15 protein-coding genes and 1 other RNA gene are annotated in these 19,730 nt (G+C 54.8%); 8 read left to right on the top strand and 8 right to left on the bottom strand.

Going from position 1 to position 19,730, the window contains the following annotated elements; translation table 11 throughout:
• Positions 1 to 22: 22 nt before the first annotated feature.
• A complete protein-coding gene (locus AM379_RS17630) occupies positions 23 to 700 on the bottom strand; it encodes a fimbrial biogenesis chaperone (RefSeq protein WP_032677993.1) in 678 nt (225 codons plus the stop codon).
• A gap of 54 nt (positions 701 to 754) precedes the next feature.
• Positions 755 to 1,285, bottom strand: coding sequence for a fimbrial protein (locus tag AM379_RS17625; RefSeq protein WP_020884377.1), 531 nt, complete (start codon positions 1,283 to 1,285; stop codon positions 755 to 757).
• A 450-nt stretch (positions 1,286 to 1,735) separates the two neighbouring features.
• Here AM379_RS17625 and AM379_RS17620 point away from each other — a divergent pair, with 450 nt between their 5' ends.
• Both AM379_RS17620 and AM379_RS17615 read left to right on the top strand, forming a co-directional pair.
• Complete coding sequence (locus tag AM379_RS17620) at positions 1,736 to 2,395, top strand: winged helix-turn-helix transcriptional regulator (protein ID WP_020884379.1); 660 nt, start codon at positions 1,736 to 1,738, stop codon at positions 2,393 to 2,395.
• A gap of 67 nt (positions 2,396 to 2,462) precedes the next feature.
• Positions 2,463 to 3,092 (top strand): winged helix-turn-helix transcriptional regulator, encoded by a 630-nt coding sequence (locus AM379_RS17615; RefSeq protein WP_032677992.1) that lies wholly within the window; start codon positions 2,463 to 2,465, stop codon positions 3,090 to 3,092.
• A 51-nt stretch (positions 3,093 to 3,143) separates the two neighbouring features.
• On the opposite strand, the gene AM379_RS17610 is transcribed toward AM379_RS17615, so the two are convergent.
• The 3 genes from AM379_RS17610 to ydiJ form a co-directional block, all read right to left on the bottom strand.
• The gene (locus AM379_RS17610) at positions 3,144 to 3,338 is read right to left on the bottom strand and encodes a YdiH family protein (RefSeq protein ID WP_003857766.1); all 195 of its coding nucleotides are present in this window, start codon (positions 3,336 to 3,338) and stop codon (positions 3,144 to 3,146) included.
• Positions 3,339 to 3,423: 85 nt separating this feature from the next.
• Complete coding sequence (gene menI, locus AM379_RS17605; RefSeq protein ID WP_014169720.1) at positions 3,424 to 3,834, bottom strand: 1,4-dihydroxy-2-naphthoyl-CoA hydrolase; 411 nt, start codon at positions 3,832 to 3,834, stop codon at positions 3,424 to 3,426.
• On the bottom strand, positions 3,831 to 6,887 hold the full coding sequence (ydiJ, locus tag AM379_RS17600) for a D-2-hydroxyglutarate dehydrogenase YdiJ (RefSeq protein ID WP_106503969.1): 3,057 nt from the start codon (positions 6,885 to 6,887) through the stop codon (positions 3,831 to 3,833). The genes menI and ydiJ overlap by 4 nt, the downstream gene beginning before the upstream one ends.
• A 197-nt stretch (positions 6,888 to 7,084) precedes the next feature.
• Between ydiJ and ydiK the strand changes: the two genes are divergently transcribed.
• Positions 7,085 to 8,200, top strand: a complete 1,116-nt coding sequence (gene ydiK, locus AM379_RS17595) for an AI-2E family transporter YdiK (RefSeq protein ID WP_020884383.1) — start codon at positions 7,085 to 7,087, stop codon at positions 8,198 to 8,200.
• A 208-nt stretch (positions 8,201 to 8,408) separates the two neighbouring features.
• Positions 8,409 to 8,516: antisense sRNA RprA (gene rprA / locus AM379_RS17590), an RNA gene on the top strand.
• A gap of 5 nt (positions 8,517 to 8,521) precedes the next feature.
• Here rprA and AM379_RS17585 read toward each other — a convergent pair.
• The 3 genes from AM379_RS17585 to ppsA all read right to left on the bottom strand — a co-directional run bounded on the left by AM379_RS17585 (position 8,522) and on the right by ppsA (position 14,911).
• The gene (locus AM379_RS17585) at positions 8,522 to 10,897 is read right to left on the bottom strand and encodes a glycoside hydrolase family 3 N-terminal domain-containing protein (protein WP_106503968.1); all 2,376 of its coding nucleotides are present in this window, start codon (positions 10,895 to 10,897) and stop codon (positions 8,522 to 8,524) included.
• 3 nt (positions 10,898 to 10,900) lie between these two features.
• Entirely contained in the window at positions 10,901 to 12,301 is a 1,401-nt protein-coding gene (locus AM379_RS17580) for an MFS transporter (protein WP_020884385.1), read from the bottom strand.
• Between the two features lie 231 nt (positions 12,302 to 12,532).
• On the bottom strand, positions 12,533 to 14,911 hold the full coding sequence (gene ppsA / locus AM379_RS17575; RefSeq protein ID WP_047357318.1) for a phosphoenolpyruvate synthase: 2,379 nt from the start codon (positions 14,909 to 14,911) through the stop codon (positions 12,533 to 12,535).
• 335 nt (positions 14,912 to 15,246) lie between these two features.
• On the opposite strand from ppsA, the gene ppsR reads away from it, so the two are divergent.
• The 4 genes from ppsR (at position 15,247) to AM379_RS17555 (ending at position 19,696) form a co-directional block, all read left to right on the top strand.
• The gene (gene ppsR / locus AM379_RS17570) at positions 15,247 to 16,080 is read left to right on the top strand and encodes a posphoenolpyruvate synthetase regulatory kinase/phosphorylase PpsR (RefSeq protein WP_106503967.1); all 834 of its coding nucleotides are present in this window, start codon (positions 15,247 to 15,249) and stop codon (positions 16,078 to 16,080) included.
• 152 nt (positions 16,081 to 16,232) lie between these two features.
• On the top strand, positions 16,233 to 17,279 hold the full coding sequence (gene aroH / locus AM379_RS17565) for a 3-deoxy-7-phosphoheptulonate synthase AroH (RefSeq protein WP_025204385.1): 1,047 nt from the start codon (positions 16,233 to 16,235) through the stop codon (positions 17,277 to 17,279).
• 166 nt (positions 17,280 to 17,445) lie between these two features.
• Positions 17,446 to 17,634 carry a hemin uptake protein HemP gene (gene hemP / locus AM379_RS17560; RefSeq protein ID WP_106503966.1) on the top strand — a complete coding sequence of 63 codons (189 nt, stop codon included), beginning with the start codon at positions 17,446 to 17,448 and terminating at the stop codon, positions 17,632 to 17,634.
• A gap of 76 nt (positions 17,635 to 17,710) precedes the next feature.
• Entirely contained in the window at positions 17,711 to 19,696 is a 1,986-nt protein-coding gene (locus tag AM379_RS17555; RefSeq protein WP_106503965.1) for a TonB-dependent hemoglobin/transferrin/lactoferrin family receptor, read from the top strand.
• The last annotated feature ends 34 nt before the right edge of the window (positions 19,697 to 19,730 follow it).

The following is a 19,730-nucleotide window of genomic DNA, read 5'->3' as shown; positions in this document are numbered from 1 at the left end:
GGCAATGCCCGCGTTTCACCGGTTATAAGGTTGCCTGATGCGCGCCCCCAGGGCTGCCGAAGTCATTAATCACTTTAAACGTCAGTACACTGCCGCTGGCCCCCTGCGGTAACGTGAAACGGACTGAGCCACCGGGTAAGACATACGACACGTCATCGATTTTTTTACCCCCAAGGGTGATTTCATTAAAATTGATGACATACGCGGTCGGGTTATTAACCTGAAGTTCATTCCCGGTTCTGCGCCAGCGTAATTGACTGGCCTGTTCGTCAGGCGTGGACGCGTGCAGCTCAGCGGGCCGATAAATCAGTTTGATACGCGTTTTAACCGCAATTTGTAATGCGTTCATCTGCGTTGAGGCAGACGGAATCGCTTTAATATTCAGCCAAAATAAACTTTCCCGATCCTGAGGCAGTGCTCCCGTCATCACGATGCGCTCAACGTTTTTTTGCCCGCCATCCAGACGATACAAAGGCGGCGTAATAATAAAAGGCACCTTGCCTGACGCCCCTTCCTGCGCGTCGATCCATGACTGAATTAAATACGGCGTACCATCAGGGTTATTCACACTGAGTGACGTTTCCTTTTTAGCGCCATCAAAAATAATGCGCGTACCACCAATAATGACGCCGGCATGAGCCGTTGACAGCATCAGAGATAACAACGCTGTTGCCAGTAAAGGGGTTCTGAAAAAATACATTCTGTTCCTCATCAAATTGGGGGCCGGGGCGGCCCCGACGTTCAGGCAAAAGAGCTAGTTATAAACCACCGAGAAGTTGGCGACAGAATTCGCCGGGCCCGCCGTGACGCTGGCCGTGGTCGAAATATACTGGGCATAGAAATTGAGCGTATTGTCTGCGGAGCTGCTGAGCATGTAGGTGTAACCATTGCTGCCATGCAGAGGCAGGTCGGCTTTATCCGCGGTCATCAGGTTGATCGCCACGCCCGTTGCAGCACCCGCCACGGAGGTGTCAATTGCCAGAAGATTGCTATTAGACGCATCCGGAGTACCGTCAAAGCGCACTTTGGCATTCGTGACCGAGACCGGACAGTTTTTCAAAATAATATCGAATTTCGTTGCCGCGGTTCTCGCCCCCGTCGCGGTAAACTCTGTTTTATAATAATCCCCAAGTACAACCACCTGGTTCTGCGATGCCACATCAACATCACAGGCAGAATCCAGAATATTTCCGTTAAAATTAACGGTACCTGCAGCGGCAAACGCATTGGCCATTGTCAGTACGGAACCTGCTGCGATCGTTGCCAGAAGAAGTGTTTTTTTCATCATGCTATATCCTGTATCACTTTATTTATTATTAACATTCAGACAAAAAGACGCGTCGGTTTTTTCACCCGCTTAATGTTTTGTCTTTTACAGACAGCAGCAAAAAAATGAAATAACTTTATTTCATTAAACGTCTGAAGACGCATATGACTTGCTGTCGATGAAATAAAATTTATACAACTCCGTTGACGTCGACAATCATTTTCGGAGTCTTTCCGTAGACCCGTAATTAACAAAAATAAAACATTGTAAATAAGGAATGCCTTATGCATATAACAGGCAGTCTATTAATAGACCGGGGTGTTAAGATCATTAAATTCAAAATGTTAGTCAGGATAATATTGAAAGTCTACTTTTAGACCTGTGCTGCATATTCCCGTAGTCGCTGTTTTTTAAGATAATTCTCTACGCCGGTCACCCATGATCGCAATGAAAGCAGTGGAGCACCTTATGAACACGCGAATGACAGCGGTCCTCACCGATGTAAAATCTACCGTACTGGATTTAAAGCCGTATGCCCATATTGATAAGTTAATCAGTACTGTGCTGCCTTTTACGGAAAGGCATATTCTCGCGAAAGGCGAAATTATTCAGTATCACAATAATGATGTTCGCCTCTGTTTTTTGCTGTTACACGGCAGCGTTGCGCTGCATCGTCGTGGCGATGGTATTGTTTTAAACTCAGAATCCTCACCTTTTATTCTGGGTGTCAGCAGCCAGTTCTCCTCTGAACATCTGTACGTCAGAGCGCTTGAAACCTCAGAAATAGCGCATGTCTCTCTGGATAATTTTAATAAGATCGTGGCGGAAAAAAACTTATGGGAACACTTTTCAAAACTACTCATCTATACCGCCTCCCGGGTATACGAGCACTGCGCGCAAATATCGCAGATGTCAGCCTATGACATTATCCGGTTTCAGCTGGTCGAACTGATGCAGGAGCCAGAAGCCGTACGGAAAAACATCACGGCGGCAGCGTATATCAAGAGTCGAACCTACCTTTCACGCAGTGGGATTATGCGTATTCTCGCGGAACTGCGTACCGGAAAGTACATCACGATGGAGCGTGGCGTGCTGCTGGAAATCCGTCATTTACCACGTAAATACTGATTGGCCTCGTGTTTACGATAAGGAGTAACGCTATAATCAGGGGGGTTATCGCTACGGGTTATAGGTTATGTCCTCTACTGAAAAAACGCATCGTGGTTCTCCTCACGCGCGAGAACTGATTTCATTCCTGCAACCCTACTGTACCACGCGCAATGTTGCTCCCGGCGAACAGCTGGATCTCCAGGTGAATGGCCAGAGCGTGTGCTATTTGATCCTCGAAGGCACCGTTGCTATCTACCGCAGAAGCGACAACATGATGCTCACCACCGCACGTAGCCCGGCGCTTTTTGGCCTCGCCAATCTGACAGACATCTACTTCAATGATTATCTTAAAACCGTGACTCCCTGCCTGACGGGTATGCTTACCACCGCTCAGGTAGAAGCCGTTATCAAAGAGAATGGGTTATGGGGGTTGTTGTCTAAGCACCTGATGTTTGTTTATAACCGGCTATACAATAATGTGATGCCTCAGGGCGCGCCCACGGCCTATGAGATGATTCGCCAGCAATTGATAAAGCTGATGGATGAAGATGAGAGTTATCGCAACGCCATCACCGCAGAGCGGTATATTCGCGAAAAAACCCAGCTGTCGCGCAGCGGGGTGATGCGTATTCTGGCGGATTTGAAAACAGGCGGGTTCATTGAGATAGAAGATGGCAGGCTCGTTAAAATCAATAAACTGCCTGCCCGGTACTGAATGTCAGATACAAAAAAGACCGCTGACGCGGCCTTTTTTTTACTGTCACGATCAATGGACGTGAACGCCCAACCGCCAGGCAAAGTAGATCTCTTCTTTAAGCTCATTTGAAGAGAGAGCCAGCAAATCTGTGAACTCCAGTTCAAGCTGTTTCAGCTTTTTCAGGTACTGCGCCGGAGACAGGTTGCTTTTATCACGACGTAAATATTCAATTGCCAGCTGTGTTGGGGTTATTTCAGTATCCATGATGTCCTCGCTTATGTACAAAACCTGACCAGTATATCACAAGAGGCTGGCTAGTTTTTGACCAAAGGCAAAACATCTGAAAACTTTACACGACCGCCGTCGTCAGTCGCGACGAGCAGCAGAGCCGATCCTGCTCGTCAAGAATGTCAATCTGCCACACCTGATGGCGGCTACCGGCGTGTAGCGTGCGACAAACGCCGCGCACCCGTCCACTTCTCACCGAGCGAATATGGTTCGCATTCACCTCCAGCCCGACGACTTTTTGCTCCCCTTCGGTGCAAAGATAGCCCGCCACGGACCCCAGGGTTTCGGCCAGCACGACGGATGCGCCGCCGTGCAATAAACCAAACGGCTGATGCGTGCGATGATCGACAGGCATCGTGGCCTCCAGTTCATCCTCGCCAATACGCGTGAACTGAATGTCCAGCAGCCCTACCATATTCCCCTCGCCCATGGCATTCAGCGCCTGCAGCGTCACGGCTCGTTTCCAGATCATCCAATTATCTCCAGTAAGGCCTGTAATGGGTGACGCACCCCGTTCCCTTCAACCCGTTTCACCTGGCTTCGGCAGGAGTAGCCCGTAGCCAGACAGCGGTTCCTCGGCAAACGCTGCATCGCCTGATGCCACGACAACTCATAGATACCGAGCGAGTTCGCGTGGTTTTTCACTTCGTGCCCGTAGGTACCTGCCATGCCACAGCAGCCCACGTTGACGCTCTCAAGCTTCGCCCCGAAGCGGGCAAAGATAGACGCCCACTGCGCCGGGGCGCCCGGCAGTGCCGTCACTTCCGTGCAGTGACCGAACAGATACCACGATTCACCGCTCACATCCTTCACGGTCGCCTGTTGCAGCGCCGCCGGCAGCCACTCGTGCACCAGCATGACGTGGAAATCACCGCGTTGCTCCCCCAGCGTCTGCTTATACTCATCGCGGTAGCAGAGCACCAGCGCCGGATCGACACCGACCATCGGCATCCCTAGCTGCGCCACCCGGTTGAGGAAGTCAGCGGTTTTCCGCGCCGTTTTCGCAAAACGGGTAAGGAAACCTTTAATGTGCTGCGCTTTGCCGTTTGGTGAGAACGGCAGTACCACCGGCTGATAGCCTAGTTTTTCTACCAGACGGATAAAATCGGCTACCACCTGGGCATCGTAGTAGCTGGTAAACGGATCCTGCACCACCAGCACCACATTGGCTTTCTGCTCAGGGGTCAGCGCCTCAAGCTGCTCCAGCGTCATGTTCGCCGAGCGGTGCCCCACGAGCTGACGCTGTAGCGAAGGGACTGACAGCAGCGGCAGGTCCACCATCCCGATATGTTTTTCGGAAAGCTTTCGCACCAGCGGCTGATTGATGAAGAAGTTAAAGGTCTTCGGCGCACGCGCCATCAGCGGGGCATAGCTCTCCACCGTCGCCACCAGATGGTCACGCATTGGACGCAGATAGCGGGTATGGTAAAGCTGCAGGAAGCGTGAGCGAAACTCCGGCACATCAATCTTGATCGGACACTGGGTTGAGCAGGCTTTACAGGCCAGGCAGCCGGACATGGCCTCCTTCACCTCGTGGGAGAAATCATACTCGCCTTTGTTCGCATGCCAGCTGTTGCGGGTACGTTCAATCAGCGAGCGCAGACTGGCGCGTTTTTCCGGTAATTCCTGTTCCAGCTTCAGCGGATCAACCCCGCGGTCGGCCAGCAGACGCAGCCATTCGCGGACCAGCGTTGCCCGGCCTTTGGGCGAGTGAATGCGGTTACTGGTAATTTTCATCGACGGGCACATAGGGCTTTTCACGTCGAAGTTGAAACACAGACCGTTACCGTTACACTCCATTGCACCACGCCAGGAGGCGCGCACCGCAATCGGGATTTGTCTGTCATAGGTGCCGCGCTTGACGGCATCCACCTGCAGCATTGGGGCATCGACGCCCTCTGGCGGGCAAATTTTACCCGGGTTGAGACGGTTATCCGGATCGAATGCCGCTTTGACCTTACGCAGTTCAGCGTAGAGCGCTTCACCGAAGAACGCCGGGCTGTACTCCGCGCGGAACCCTTTCCCGTGTTCTCCCCAGAGCAGACCGCCATATTTCGCGGTCAACGCCACCACATCGTCGGAGATCTGCTTCATCAGGATCTCCTGCTGCGGATCGCACATGTCCAGCGCAGGACGCACGTGCAGCACCCCGGCATCCACGTGGCCGAACATGCCGTAGCTCAGACCGTGGCTGTCCAGCAGGGCGCGGAACTCAACGATGTAATCCGCCAGATGCTCAGGCGGGACGCAGGTGTCTTCAGCAAAGGGAATCGGTTTTGCAGCCCCCTTCGCGTTGCCCAGCAGCCCCACCGCTTTTTTACGCATCGCGTAAATACGCTCAATGCCGGAGAGTTCGCTGCAAAGCTGCCAGCCAATCACCCCACCTTCGCCTGCTGCAATCAGTTCGTCCAGCCGCTGACAGAGCGTGGTGACCTGGCTTTCAATCAGCGCTTCGTCATCGCCGGCAAATTCAACGATGTTGAGACCCAACATCTCTTTATCAGGTACATCGGTGATAAGCTCACTCACCGAGTGCCAGACGATGTCTTCCCGAGCCAGATTAAGCACTTTAGAGTCGACGGTTTCCACCGACAGCGCCCGCGCGTCAACCATAAAGGGCGCATTTCGCAGGGCAGAATCGAAGGAGTTGTATTTGACGTTCACCAGCCGACGCACTTTCGGCAGCGGCGTAATGTCCAGCCGCGCCTCGGTAATAAATGCCAGCGTCCCTTCGGAGCCGGTCAGCACGCGGGTTAAATCAAACTGCGTCAGGTCATCGTTAAAGACATGACGCAGATCGTAGCCGGTTAAGAAGCGGTTCAGTTTAGGGAATTTGTCGAGGATCAGCTGGCGGTTATCGCGACAGCGCTCAAGCACGGTGCGGTAAATCCGCCCGTTGGCCGTGTTGTCTTTACCCAGCCTTTCCGCCAGTTCGACCGGCATCGGCTGGGTATCCAGGATATCGCCGCCCAGCAGCACCGCGCGCACGCCAAGAACGTGATCGGAGGTTTTACCGTAGACCAGCGACCCCTGCCCGGAGGCATCGGTGTTAATCATCCCACCGATTGTCGCACGGTTGCTGGTAGAGAGCTCGGGGGCAAAGAAGTAACCATAAGGCTTGAGGTACTGGTTAAGCTGATCTTTGATGACGCCCGCTTCGACACGCACCCATCCTTCTTCGGGATTGATCTCAATGATGCGGTTCATATAGCGCGACATATCAATGATGATGCCCTGGTTCAGCGCCTGACCATTGGTGCCGGTGCCGCCGCCGCGTGGCGTGAACACCAGCGAGGTAAATCGCTCCTGCGTTGCCAGTCGCGCAATAAGCGCCACATCGGCCGTTGAACGGGGAAACACGACTGCATCGGGAAGAAGCTGGTAGATACTGTTGTCGGTCGCCATTGTCAGCCTGTCGGCATAATGTGTGGCGGTATCCCCTGTAAAACCCTGTTGCTCCAGTGCCTGCAAAAAATTAAGCACCAGCTGAACGACGCCAGGTGCCTGAGAAATCTGTGGGATCATTACTGTCGACCCTAATTAGAGGTGTGAAATCGTTTGCGTGTATCGTAAAAGTTTTATCACATTTTTTTCTTATACGCTCTGCAGAATTACAGGCAGAATTCGCCTGTCAAAAATCGCTGAAATCATTAATGATTAGAGAATCGCGGTTTTCCGTTCCCGCCAGCCACGCTGGTGTTCAATTAAGGAAAGTTTCATTTATGGTCAATCTTCGCCAGCCCAGGGATGTTGCGCAAATTTTGCTGTCGGTGCTGTTCCTGGCCCTCATGATTATTGCGTGTTTGTGGATCGTTCAACCCTTCATTCTCGGCTTCGCCTGGGCTGCAACCGTTGTGGTTGCCACCTGGCCTTTACTGTTACGGTTGCAGAAACTGCTCTTCGGACGTCGTGGGCTGGCGGTCCTGGTGATGACGTTGCTGTTGTTCCTGCTGTTCATTATTCCCGTTGCGCTACTGGTGAACAGCCTTGTCGACTCCAGCGGCCCGGTGATTCGCGCCGTGACCAGTGGCGATCTGACGCCGCCGGATCTCGCCTGGCTTAACAGTATTCCGGTTGTTGGCGCAAAACTTTACAGCGGCTGGCATGGCCTGCTGGAGATGGGTGGCAGCGCCCTGATGGCGAAAGTGCGCCCGTATATTGGCACCACTACCACCTGGTTTGTGGGTCAGGCGGCGCACATTGGCCGCTTTATGATGCACTGTACGCTGATGCTGGTCTTTAGTGCCCTGCTGTACTGGCGCGGTGAGCAGGTGGCTTTGGGCGTTCGTCATTTTGCCACTCGCCTGGCGGGCAAACGGGGTGATGCCGCGGTTCTGCTGGCGGCGCAGGCCGTGCGCGCGGTTGCGCTTGGCGTCGTGGTAACGGCGCTGGTTCAGGCGGTGCTGGGCGGTATTGGTCTTGCGATTTCTGGCGTGCCGTACGCCACCGTCTTCACCGTGGTCATGCTGATGACCTGCCTTGCGCAACTGGGTCCGTTGCTGGTGCTGGTACCCAGCATTATCTGGCTGTACTGGACCGGCGATACCACGTGGGGCACCGTTCTGCTGGTCTGGAGCTGCGTGGTTGGCACCATGGATAACGTTATTCGTCCCATCCTTATTCGCATGGGCGCAGACCTGCCGCTGATCCTTATTCTCTCAGGCGTAATTGGTGGATTGATTGCCTTTGGGATGATTGGTCTGTTTATTGGTCCGGTGCTTCTGGCCGTGACCTGGCGTCTGTTCTCCGCCTGGGTGCACGAAATCCCGCCTCCGGGAACGGACCCGGACGTGATTTTGAGCGAACTGGAAGAGCTGGAAGATAAGAACAAGCAGTAATGGACAGGCCGGGTAACGCAGTCGCGTACCCGGCCTACATATTCCCCTTCAATACTTAAACGTTGCTTAAGTATTTATTCGTTGCGCACTGGTCAGACCCGCTATAACGGCTCTAAGTCCCCTATTAACCTCAAGAAATCTTTACGTCTCTTTAACTATTGAGACGAATCTGATCGACGCTAAAAGCTGACATGCCTACTATTAGGACACGGTTATAAATCAACACCTTGATTTATAAGCATGGAAATCCCCTGAGTGAAACAACGAATTGCTGTGTGTAGTCTTTGCCCATCTCCCACGATGGGCTTTTTTTTATCCTGATTACGCGCGGCTGACGTCACAGGTGCTGAGCATCCGCCATTCCGTTGACAATACACGGGTTTCCCCGGTCACATTGACCGTCACCACCTCGCGAATATCCGCCGACGATGCACCAATCTGCAGCTCAAATTCACCCGGCTCGACGATCCGTTTTCCGTCACGACGGGTAAAGTTGAACATCTCAACGGGCAACGTAAAGGTGAGCGTGGCGGTTTCACCCGGTGAGAGCGTGACGCGCTGGAACGCCTTCAACTCCTGCAGTGGCCGCACCTGCGTGGCGACGTTATCCCGAACATAGACCTGTACCACCTCGCTGCCGCTGCGCTCACCGGTATTGGTGATATCCAGGCTTACGACCACCTCGCCGTCGATCGGAACGCGGGGTTCAGCCACGCGCGCCGTTCCCCAGCTAAACTGCGTCCAGCCGAGACCGAAGCCAAAGGGATAGCGGGAGCCAAAATGGAAAGCGAACGGTGTGCCGCCACTTTTGAGCTTGTGGTTATAGTAATAGGGCATTGCTCCCGCGCTTTTCGGCACGCTGACCACCAGACGTCCCTGCGGTTCAGCGCGGCCCGTTAATACATCCGCAATCGCCCAGCCACCCTCCTGCCCTGGCGCCCAGGCCATCATCAGCGCGGCGACGTTATCTTCCAGCCCCTGAAGGTTGTAAGGCCTCCCGCCGGTCATGACCACGATAACCGGCTTGCCGGTGGCCACCAGCGCAGCCAGCAATTGTTGCTGTACGCCCGGCAGATTCAGAGAGTCGGTATCAGAGCCCTCCCCGACGGTTCCGCTCTGGAATAGCCCGGCGAGATCGCCAACGCAGGCCACCACCACGTCACTCTCCTGTGCGGCTTTCACGGCTTCAGGGATCAGGTCGGTACGCTGCGAAACCGGAGATTGCTGCATGGGTTTACCGCCGCTGTCACCCGGAAACACCGGCGCACCCGCCATCCGTTTTTCGATAATGTGACAGCCTTTGGCATAACGTACCCGCGAGGCCCCCAGATACTGCTCAAGCGCCGCGCGCGGTGTCGTGACCTGCGAGGTCTCTTCCACCATGTCGCTAATAATTAAGTGCACCGGAAAGCTGTAACCGCTGAGGAGCGCCAGCGGATCGTCTGCCGTTGGCCCGACGACCGCCACGCGAGGGTTGCCGCCGAGGGGCAAAATGCCGTTATTCTCAAGCAGCGTCAGCGAACGGGTCGCCACTTCCCTTGCAACCTGACGCGTTGCCTCATTTTGCAAATCGATGCCCTGTTCATCGGCATACGGTTTTTCAAACAAGCCAAGACGGAATTTTTCGGTCAGGACGCGTGCCACTATTTCATCGACTTTCGCCATGGAAATCAGTCCGCGCTCAACGGCTTGTGCCAGATGACGCGCGCAGTCATCTTTTGGTAGTTCGACATCCAGCCCGGCATTGAAGGCCAGCGCTGCAGATTCGGCGGCATCGTGCGAGATGCCATGATGCTGGTGCAGCAGGCTCACGCCGCCGTAGTCCGCAACGATGATCCCATCGAACCCCCACTGTTCACGCAGCACGGTTGTCATCAGGAAGTGGTCGCTGTGTCCGGGCTGGTTATCGATATCGTGATAGGCAGGCATCACCGAACCGGCATTGGCCAGCTTCACCGCCATCTCAAACGGCAGCAGGAAGGTGTCGTTCAGTTCGCTAAAGCCCAGATGCACCGGCGCGTGGTTGCGTGCCCCTTCGCTGAAGGAGTGGCCCACATAATGTTTGAGCGTAGCCAGAAGATCGCGCTTATCGCCCTGCAAGCCCTTCACGTATGCCGTGGCCATTACCCCCACCAGCCACGGGTCTTCTCCGAAGGTCTCTTCGGTGCGTCCCCAGCGAACGTCGCGAGAGACATCCAGCACCGGGGCCAGCCCCTGCTGGCAGCCAACAGAGCGTGCTTCTTTGCCAATCTGTTCTGCCGCACGCTGCACCAGCTGCGGTTCCCAGGTCGAACCGTAGTTCAGCGACGACGGGAACAGCGTGGCATCTTTGCACAACAGCCCCACCAGGCACTCTTCATGGAACAGCGCCGGAATACCGAGGCGCGTCTCTTCCATCATCATGCGCTGCAGGCGGTTAGCGGCACGCACGCCTGTTTTCGCATCAACAATATGGGTGCCCAGTGGACGCGTAATTTGTCCCACCCCCAGTTTCAGCCGTTCGCTAAGCGCAGCCTGTTCGCTCACGCCCGCGAATTCATCGCTCAGATCGCTGCGTTCGCGGTGGTTACCGTTTTCATCGAGGATCAACCAGTAGGCATGCATCTGGGCGAACTTCTCTTCCGGGGTCATGCGGGCCAGTAGGTCGGCGACGCGTTCATGCACGGGACGTCCCGCGTCCTTATAAATCGCAGTCATGTGTTACTCCTGTATTGCGGAATGGGTGGCCGGGGTGAGTTGTCCTGTCTCGTCTCGCACCTCGCGTTTGCTGGCCAGCTCGCGGGCGATGGAATTGACGAGCTTGCTGTTGAGTTTGTAAATGGTCAGCAGCGCGACCATACAGAGGAACAGCACGCAGGGGATGAGGGTGAAGAGCGCATTAATGGTAGAGAGCACGTGCGGTGCCTGGGTTGCCTGACCGGGCGCATAATCCACCATCCCGAGAACCCAACCGACCACCGCCCCGCCCAGCGCCAGACCAAATTTGATGGCAAACAGCGCGGTAGAAAAGACCAGACCATCCAGACGACGGCCGCTGCGATGCTCCTCATAATCGACCACATCAGAGAACATGGTCCACTGCAGCGGCGTGGTCAGGTTCTGAATAAAGCTAAAGATAATGTTGAGGCCAAAAATCAGCCAGATCTGCGAAGGCGGCAGGAAGAAAATCAGCGCGCCGAAAATCACGAAGGAAATAATGGTCCACTGATAGGCACGGACGCGGTCAAATTTCCCCAACAGACGTTCAGATAATAATGCCCCCGTTAAGGACGCCACCATCCCGGAAACAATAAAGGCAAATACCAGCTCCGGGCGCAGAAGCACATATTTCACGTAATACATGGTGGCAGAACCACGCGTCACCACTGCGGTTAATAGCAAAATATTAAACAGGAAAACAATTCGCCACTGGCTATTTCCGGCCAGCAGTTTTAAATCGCCGATCATCGAACCCGAGGTGTCATTGCGCGGGGAATAACGCTCGCGGGTCATCAGAAAACAGCAGAAGAAGAGAATAATACCCAGCAGGCCCATCATGCTCATGGCATAGAAATAGCCTTTCTGAACGTTGCCCTGGCCTAACAGCGAGACCAGCGGTAAGGCGATCACTGTCACAATCAACCCGCCGATGAACGACAGGCCGAAGCGCCAGGACTGCAGCGAGTGACGCTCACGCGGATCCAGCGTCAGCGCCCCGGGCATGGCGCAATACGGGACGTTAATCGCGGAATAAATAAGGCTTAAGATGGCGTAAGTGACGCAGGCATACACGATTTTCGCCGTCGGCCCGACGTCCGGTACATAGAAGGTGATAAGGCAGCTTACGCCAAATGGGATGGCAAACCACAATAGCCAGGGACGAAAGCGACCGTGCCGCGTCTGGGTGCGGTCGACCAGCGCGCCGATGCAAGGGTCGACAAAAGCATCCACCACGCGCACCACTAAAAACATGGTGCCCATGATGGCCGCCGGCAAACCGAAAACATCCGTATAGAAATAGGCGAGAAATAAGGTTGCCGTTTGCCAGACCAGCGCACTGGCCATATCACCTAAGCCATAACCTATTTTATCTTTGGTACGCAATACAGAGGAGATTGTCATTGTTATTTGCCTTTTTATCAGGTTAAAACGTATTTCAACCAGTTGCGCATCAGCGAGGGAAATGCGCGGTAAGGCTCAAGTATTAGCAACGCTTTGCGCGCTAACAATTGTCTAAATTAACAGACAAATTATGATATTTGGTTTTTTACTTTATTTGTGATGGGGAGCAAATAAGGCATGAAATAAAAAAGGCGAGGAATATATCCTCGCCTTTTTCTGATGCTGATGGCGTTACTTGTTGAGTTCGGCCAGGCTCAGCCAGGTTTGCACCACGGTGTCCGGGTTCAGGGACAGGCTGTCAATCCCCTCTTCCATCAGCCATGCGGCAAAGTCTTCATGGTCAGACGGACCCTGACCGCAAATCCCGACATATTTACCCTGTTTCTTCGCCGCGCGGATGGACATCGACAGCAGCGCTTTCACCGCCTCGTTACGCTCATCAAACAGTTCAGAGACCACGCCGGAGTCACGGTCAAGACCGAGCGTCAGCTGCGTCATGTCGTTCGAGCCGATAGAGAAGCCGTCGAAGTGCTCCAGGAACTGCTCAGCCAGCAGGGCGTTAGACGGAATTTCACACATCATGATAATCTTCAGCCCGTTTTCGCCGCGCTTCAGACCCTGACGTGCCAGCTCCTCCACCACCGCTTTCGCCTGATCCACGGTACGCACGAACGGGATCATGATCTCAACGTTGGTCAGTCCCATGTCGTTGCGCACGCGCTTCACGGCATCACATTCCAGCGCGAAGCAGGCACGGAAGCTGTCGGAAACATAACGTCCGGCGCCACGGAAGCCGAGCATTGGGTTCTCTTCTTCTGGCTCGTAACGCTCACCCCCCACCAGATTCGCGTATTCGTTTGACTTAAAGTCGGACAGACGCACGATCACGCGCTTCGGATAAAACGCCGCGCCCAGCGTGGCGATCCCCTCGGTCAGACGACCGACGTAGAACTCTTTTGGCGAGTCGTAACCTTTCATCATCTCGCGGATTTCGTTCTGCAGCTTCGCGTCCTGGTCGTCAAACTCCAGCAGCGCGCGCGGGTGAACGCCAATCATACGGTTGATGATAAATTCCAGACGCGCCAAGCCAACGCCTTCGTTCGGCAGGCAGGCAAAGTCAAACGCACGATCCGGGTTACCAACGTTCATCATGATCTTCAGCGGCAGATCCGGCATGGTATCGACGCTTGAACTCTTCACGCTGAAGTCGAGAATATCGGCATACACGTAACCGGTATCGCCTTCCGCACAGGAGACGGTCACTTTCTGATCGTCCTTCATGCGTTCGGTCGCGTCACCGCAACCGACAACGGCAGGGATCCCCAGCTCACGGGCGATGATTGCCGCGTGGCAGGTACGGCCACCGCGATTGGTGACGATGGCCGCCGCTTTCTTCATGATCGGTTCCCAGTCCGGGTCGGTCATGTCGGTCACCAGCACATCGCCTGGCTGAATGCGGTTCATCTCGCTGATGTCATGGATCACTTTGACAGGACCGGCACCGATGCGATGACCAATCGCGCGGCCTTCCGCCACGATTTTGCCCTGTGCGTGCAGGGTATAACGCTCCATCACCTGACCGCGGGAGCGGACAGTTTCCGGACGCGCCTGCACGATAAACAGCTTGCCGGTGTTGCCATCTTTGGCCCATTCGATATCCATCGGACGGCCGTAGTGTTTTTCGATCTGTACCGCCTGTTTCGCCAGCTCCTGCACTTCTGCATCGGTCAGGGAGAAACGGTCACGCATTTCCTGCGGTACGTCTTCAATCTTAACCTGCTTGCCATGCTCCTGCGTCGGGGCATAGATCATGCGGATTTTTTTCGAGCCCATCGTGCGGCGAACGACCGCCGGACGGTTTGCGGCCAGCGTCGGCTTATGAACGTAGAATTCGTCAGGGTTCACCGCGCCCTGTACTACCATCTCACCCAGACCCCACGCCGAGGTGATGAACACCACCTGGTCGAAGCCGGATTCGGTGTCGATGGAGAACATCACGCCGGAAGAGCCCACGTCGGAGCGCACCATGCGCTGTACGCCAGCAGAAAGCGCCACGCCGCGATGGTCATAGCCCTGGTGCACGCGGTAAGAGATGGCGCGGTCATTGAACAGGGACGCGAAGACGTGCTTCACCGCCACCAGCACGGCGTCATAACCCTGGACGTTAAGGAAGGTTTCCTGCTGTCCGGCGAATGACGCATCGGGCATATCTTCCGCGGTGGCAGAAGAACGCACGGCAAACGACGCCTGGGCATCATCCGCTGATAGCTGGTTGTAGGCTTCGTGAATGGCTTTTTCCAGTTCCGGCTGGAAAGGTGTGTCGATAATCCACTGGCGGATTTGGGCACCGGCTTTCGCAAGCTCGGTCACATCATCAATATCCGTTTTATCCAGCAGGTCATAAATGCGCTGGTTTACACCGCTCTGGTCTAAAAACAGGTTAAAGGCATCGGCGGTTGTGGCAAACCCGTTCGGTACGGAGACACCCATACCCGACAGATTTGTAATCATTTCACCCAGGGAGGCATTTTTGCCCCCAACTCTGTCTACATCATTCATGCCGAGTTGGTTATACCAAAGCACCAGCGGTGACGAGCCATTGTTGGACATCGAAACAATCCTTTTGTGATATTTGATCGGAGTAAGAAACACCTGACTACGTATTTATACTGGCATAATTATTTCCGCTAAAAAAACGGTGAATCGTGTAAGCAATTTAAATTTTCAACTTTTCGGATACTTTCCCACCATCCGCTAACCCGATGATTCCTATATATTCAGCCAAAAACCCTAAAAATAAAGTCGCTAATTGGAAAATGAAATCCACTTTTCAGGAAAATCAAAAACACCGTTTCATTTATAATTAGGATAAGTTCTTTGCTGTGTAATTTACTTTTTTAATTTATGCTTTCAGACAATTACGTACGATATTCAGGGTGGGTAAAATGGATAATGCTGTCGATCGCCACGTTTTTTATATTTCTGATGGTACGGCGATTACCGCCGAAGTGCTGGGACATGCGGTGATGTCGCAGTTCCCCGTTTCGATTAACAGCATCACGCTGCCGTTTGTGGAAAATGAGAGCCGTGCAAAGGCGGTGAAGGACCAGATTGACGCCATCTTCCAGCAGACCGGGGTCCGCCCGCTGGTCTTCTACTCCATCGTGATCCCTGAAATTCGCACAATTATTTTGCAAAGTGAAGGGTTTTGTCAGGATATCGTCCAGGCGCTGGTGGCCCCGCTGCAGAGCGAACTGAAACTCGATCCGACGCCTATCGCTCACCGAACGCACGGGCTGAACCCCGGCAACCTGACCAAATACGATGCGCGTATCGCCGCCATTGATTACACCCTGGCGCACGACGACGGTATTTCGCTGCGTAACCTCGACCAGGCGCAGGTGATACTGCTTGGCGTCTCACGTTGCGGGAAAACCCCGACCAGCCTTTACCTGGCGATGCAGTTCGGTATCCGTGCCGCCAACTACCCCTTTATTGCTGACGACATGGACAATCTGGTGCTGCCGGCCGCCCTTAAGCCGCTCCAGCACAAGCTGTTTGGCCTGACCATCAACCCGGAACGGCTGGCGGCAATACGTGAAGAACGGCGTGAGAACAGCCGCTACGCCTCAATGCGCCAGTGTCGAATGGAGGTTTCCGAGGTGGAAGCGCTGTACCGTAAAAACCAGATCCCGTGGCTAAACAGCACTAACTATTCGGTAGAAGAGATCGCCACCAAAATCCTCGATATCATGGGGCTCAACCGTCGCATGTACTAACATGCTAGTACAATAACTCAGAATCGGGTATCATCACCACATCCTCGGCGCGCAGACGCGCCGAACTTGAATTCAGCAGGGATTGGTTTAAGGTGATGCCCATCACTTCCCGGTAGTCTGCCGATGAAGCAAAAATTTTTCTGAGACATTTCATGAATAAAACCGATGAACTCCGCACTGCGCGCATTGACAGCCTGGTCACACCGGCTGAACTGGCACAGCGGCATCCTGTTTCCGCGGGTGTAGCGGAACATGTCACGGCATCCCGCCGTCGCATTGAAAAAATCCTTAATGGCGAAGACAAACGTCTTCTGGTGGTGATTGGCCCTTGCTCCATCCACGATCTGGATGCCGCAATGGATTACGCAAAACGGCTTCAGGGACTGCGGGACAAGTACCAGCATCGCCTTGAAATTGTCATGCGCACCTACTTTGAAAAACCGCGCACCGTCGTGGGCTGGAAAGGGCTGATTTCCGACCCGGACCTGAACGGCAGCTACCGTGTTAATTATGGCATTGAGCTGGCGCGTAAACTGCTTTTGCAGGTCAATGAGCTGGGCGTACCGACGGCCACCGAGTTTCTCGATATGGTGACCGGACAGTTTATCGCCGATCTCATCAGCTGGGGCGCTATCGGCGCGCGCACCACGGAAAGCCAGATCCACCGTGAGATGGCCTCTGCCCTCTCCTGCCCGGTTGGTTTTAAAAACGGTACCGATGGCAACACGCGAATTGCCGTTGACGCGATCCGTGCATCGCGTGCCAGCCATATGTTCCTGTCGCCGGATAAGCGCGGTCAGATGACCATTTATCAGACTAGCGGCAACCCATACGGGCATATCATCATGCGTGGCGGGAAAAAGCCTAATTACCACGCGCAAGATATTGCTGCGGCGTGTGAAACGCTGGCCGAGTTCGACCTGCCGGAACACCTGGTGGTGGATTTCAGCCACGGCAATTGCCAGAAACAGCATCGCCGCCAGCTGGATGTGTGTGATGAGATCTGCCAGCAGATCGTCAGCGGTTCAACCGCCATCGCGGGCATTATGGCCGAAAGTTTTATCCGGGAAGGCACGCAAAAAATCGTAGCCGGACAGCCAATGGTTTACGGCCAGTCGATCACCGACCCGTGCCTGAGCTGGGAAGACAGCGAACTGCTGCTGGAGAAACTGGCGGCAGCGGTCGATTCACGTTTTTAGTCCTTGCCTTTTACCCTCTCCTGCGGGAGAGGGTCTACGTTCGCGCACGGCCACATACGCTTCTGTTTTGATCCCATCACAGTTTTTTTACAAAAACGCTTGCCGTGAATTTTCACTTTGTTGATAATGATTATCATTGTTACATTGATTGTTATTTATAAACATTATGTCACGTACGGATAACAACGCGGCAACGCCCGAAAACACACACACAGCACCTGCCCCAGCGCGCACCGATCGTCGGATCGACAGTAAAAGCCTGCTGGGGGACGAGGGACGCGTGATCATCGAGCATGCCGGCCAGCTTTATCTGTTGCGCCAGACCCATGCCGGGAAGCTGATCCTCACCAAATAAATACCACAATACCTTCGCCAGCCACCCAGGTGATCCCCAGGCAGCCAGCGCTTTCGATTCTTTATGGAGAGTTGCTATGCCACACCTGCATTCCGCATTTTTGCGCCCGTCCTGCCTTGCGCTATCCGTTGTCAGCGCCCTGCCGGGCGTCGCGTTTGCGGCCACAGATGATATGACCGTTATCGCCACCGGCAACGCCCGCAGCGCCTTCGAAGCCCCGATGATGGTCAGCGTGATTGACACCGCGGCCCCGGAAAATCAGACCGCCAGCTCGGCCGCCGACCTGCTGCGCTACGTCCCAGGCCTGATGCTTGACGGCACCGGGCGCACCAACGGTCAGGACGTCAACCTGCGCGGTTACGACCGCCGCGGCGTGCTGGTGCTGGTGGATGGCGTGCGCCAGGGGACCGACACTGGCCACCTGAACAGCACGTTCCTCGACCCGGCTCTGATTAAACGTATCGAAGTGGTTCGCGGCCCGTCAGCCTTACTGTACGGCAGCGGCGCGCTGGGGGGCGTGATCGCGTATGACACCGCCGATGCAAATGACCTGCTGGAACCGGGCAAAAACAGCGGCTACCGCGTGTTTGGTACGGGCGCGACGGGCGATCACAGTCTGGGCATGGGGGCCAGCGCTTACGGGCGTACCGAAACCCTGGACGGACTGGTTGCCTGGTCGAGCCGCGATCGCGGCGATCTGCGCCAGAGCGACGGTGGAACAGCACCGAATGACGAATCCATCAACAACATGCTGGCAAAAGGCCGCTGGGCCATCGACCCGGCCCAGACGTTGAGCGGATCCCTGCGCTATTACAATAACGCGGCGCAGGAGCCAAAAAACCCGCAAACCCCCGCCGCGGACGCCAGCAGCAATCCCATGACCGATCGCTCCACCATTCAGCGAGACGCTCAGCTGGGCTATCACCTGGCTCCCCAGGGCAACAACTGGCTGAATGCCGATGCGAAACTCTACTGGTCTGAAGCGCGCATTAACGCCCAGAACATTGACGGCACCGGCGAGTTTCGCAAGCAGACCACCCAAGGTGGCAAAGTGGAAAACCGCACCCGTCTGTTCAGCGACACGTTTGCCTCACATCTTCTGACCTATGGCGGCGAATACTACCGTCAGGAGCAACATCCGGGGGGCACCACCACCGGCTTCCCGGAGGCTAAAATCGATTTCAGCTCCGGCTGGCTGCAGGACGAGATCACCCTGCGCGACCTGCCGGTCACGCTTCTCGGCGGTACCCGTTACGATAATTACCGCGGGAGCAGCGAAGGATACGACGATGTGAACGCGGACAGATGGTCCTCCCGTGCCGGACTGACCGTCAGCCCGACCGACTGGCTGATGCTGTTCGGCTCTTACGCACAGGCCTTCCGTGCGCCGACCATGGGTGAAATGTATAACGACGCCAAACACTTCTCCATCGGCCGCTTTTACACTAACTACTGGGTACCGAACCCGAACCTGCGTCCGGAAACCAATGAAACGCAGGAGTTTGGCTTCGGACTGCGCTTTGACGACGTCATGCTTGCTAACGATGCGCTGGAGTTCAAGGCCAGCTACTTCGACACCAAAGCCAAAGACTACATCTCCACCAGCGTCGATTTTGCGGCTGCGACCACCATGTCCATGAACGTTCCCCACGCCAAAATCTGGGGCTGGGACGTGATGGCGAAATACACGGCCGACCTGTTCAACCTCGACGTCGCCTATAACCGCACCCGGGGAAAAGATACCGATACGGGCGAGTATATCTCCAGCATCAACCCGGATACCGTCACCAGCAAGCTGGATATCCCGGTGGCGCAAAGCGGTTTCTCCGTCGGCTGGATCGGCACCTTCGTCGATCGCTCAACCCATATCAGCAGTAGCTACAGCGAACAGCCGGGCTATGCGGTTAACGATTTCTACGTAAGTTATAAAGGCCAGGAGCAGCTCAAAGGGGTAACTACGACGCTGGTGCTGGGTAACGCGTTCGACAAGGCGTACTGGTCTCCTCAGGGCATTCCTCAGGACGGACGCAACGGTAAGATTTTTGTGAGTTACCAGTGGTAATCCCCATGCCCCGGCCTGCCGGGGCCCTTATTCG

The sequence above is a fragment of the Enterobacter cloacae complex sp. FDA-CDC-AR_0132 genome (assembly GCF_003010695.1).
Lineage (GTDB): Bacteria > Pseudomonadota > Gammaproteobacteria > Enterobacterales > Enterobacteriaceae > Enterobacter > Enterobacter ludwigii.
Note: the sequence above shows the minus strand (reverse complement) of the source record. Positions and strands in the feature narration are given on the sequence as shown.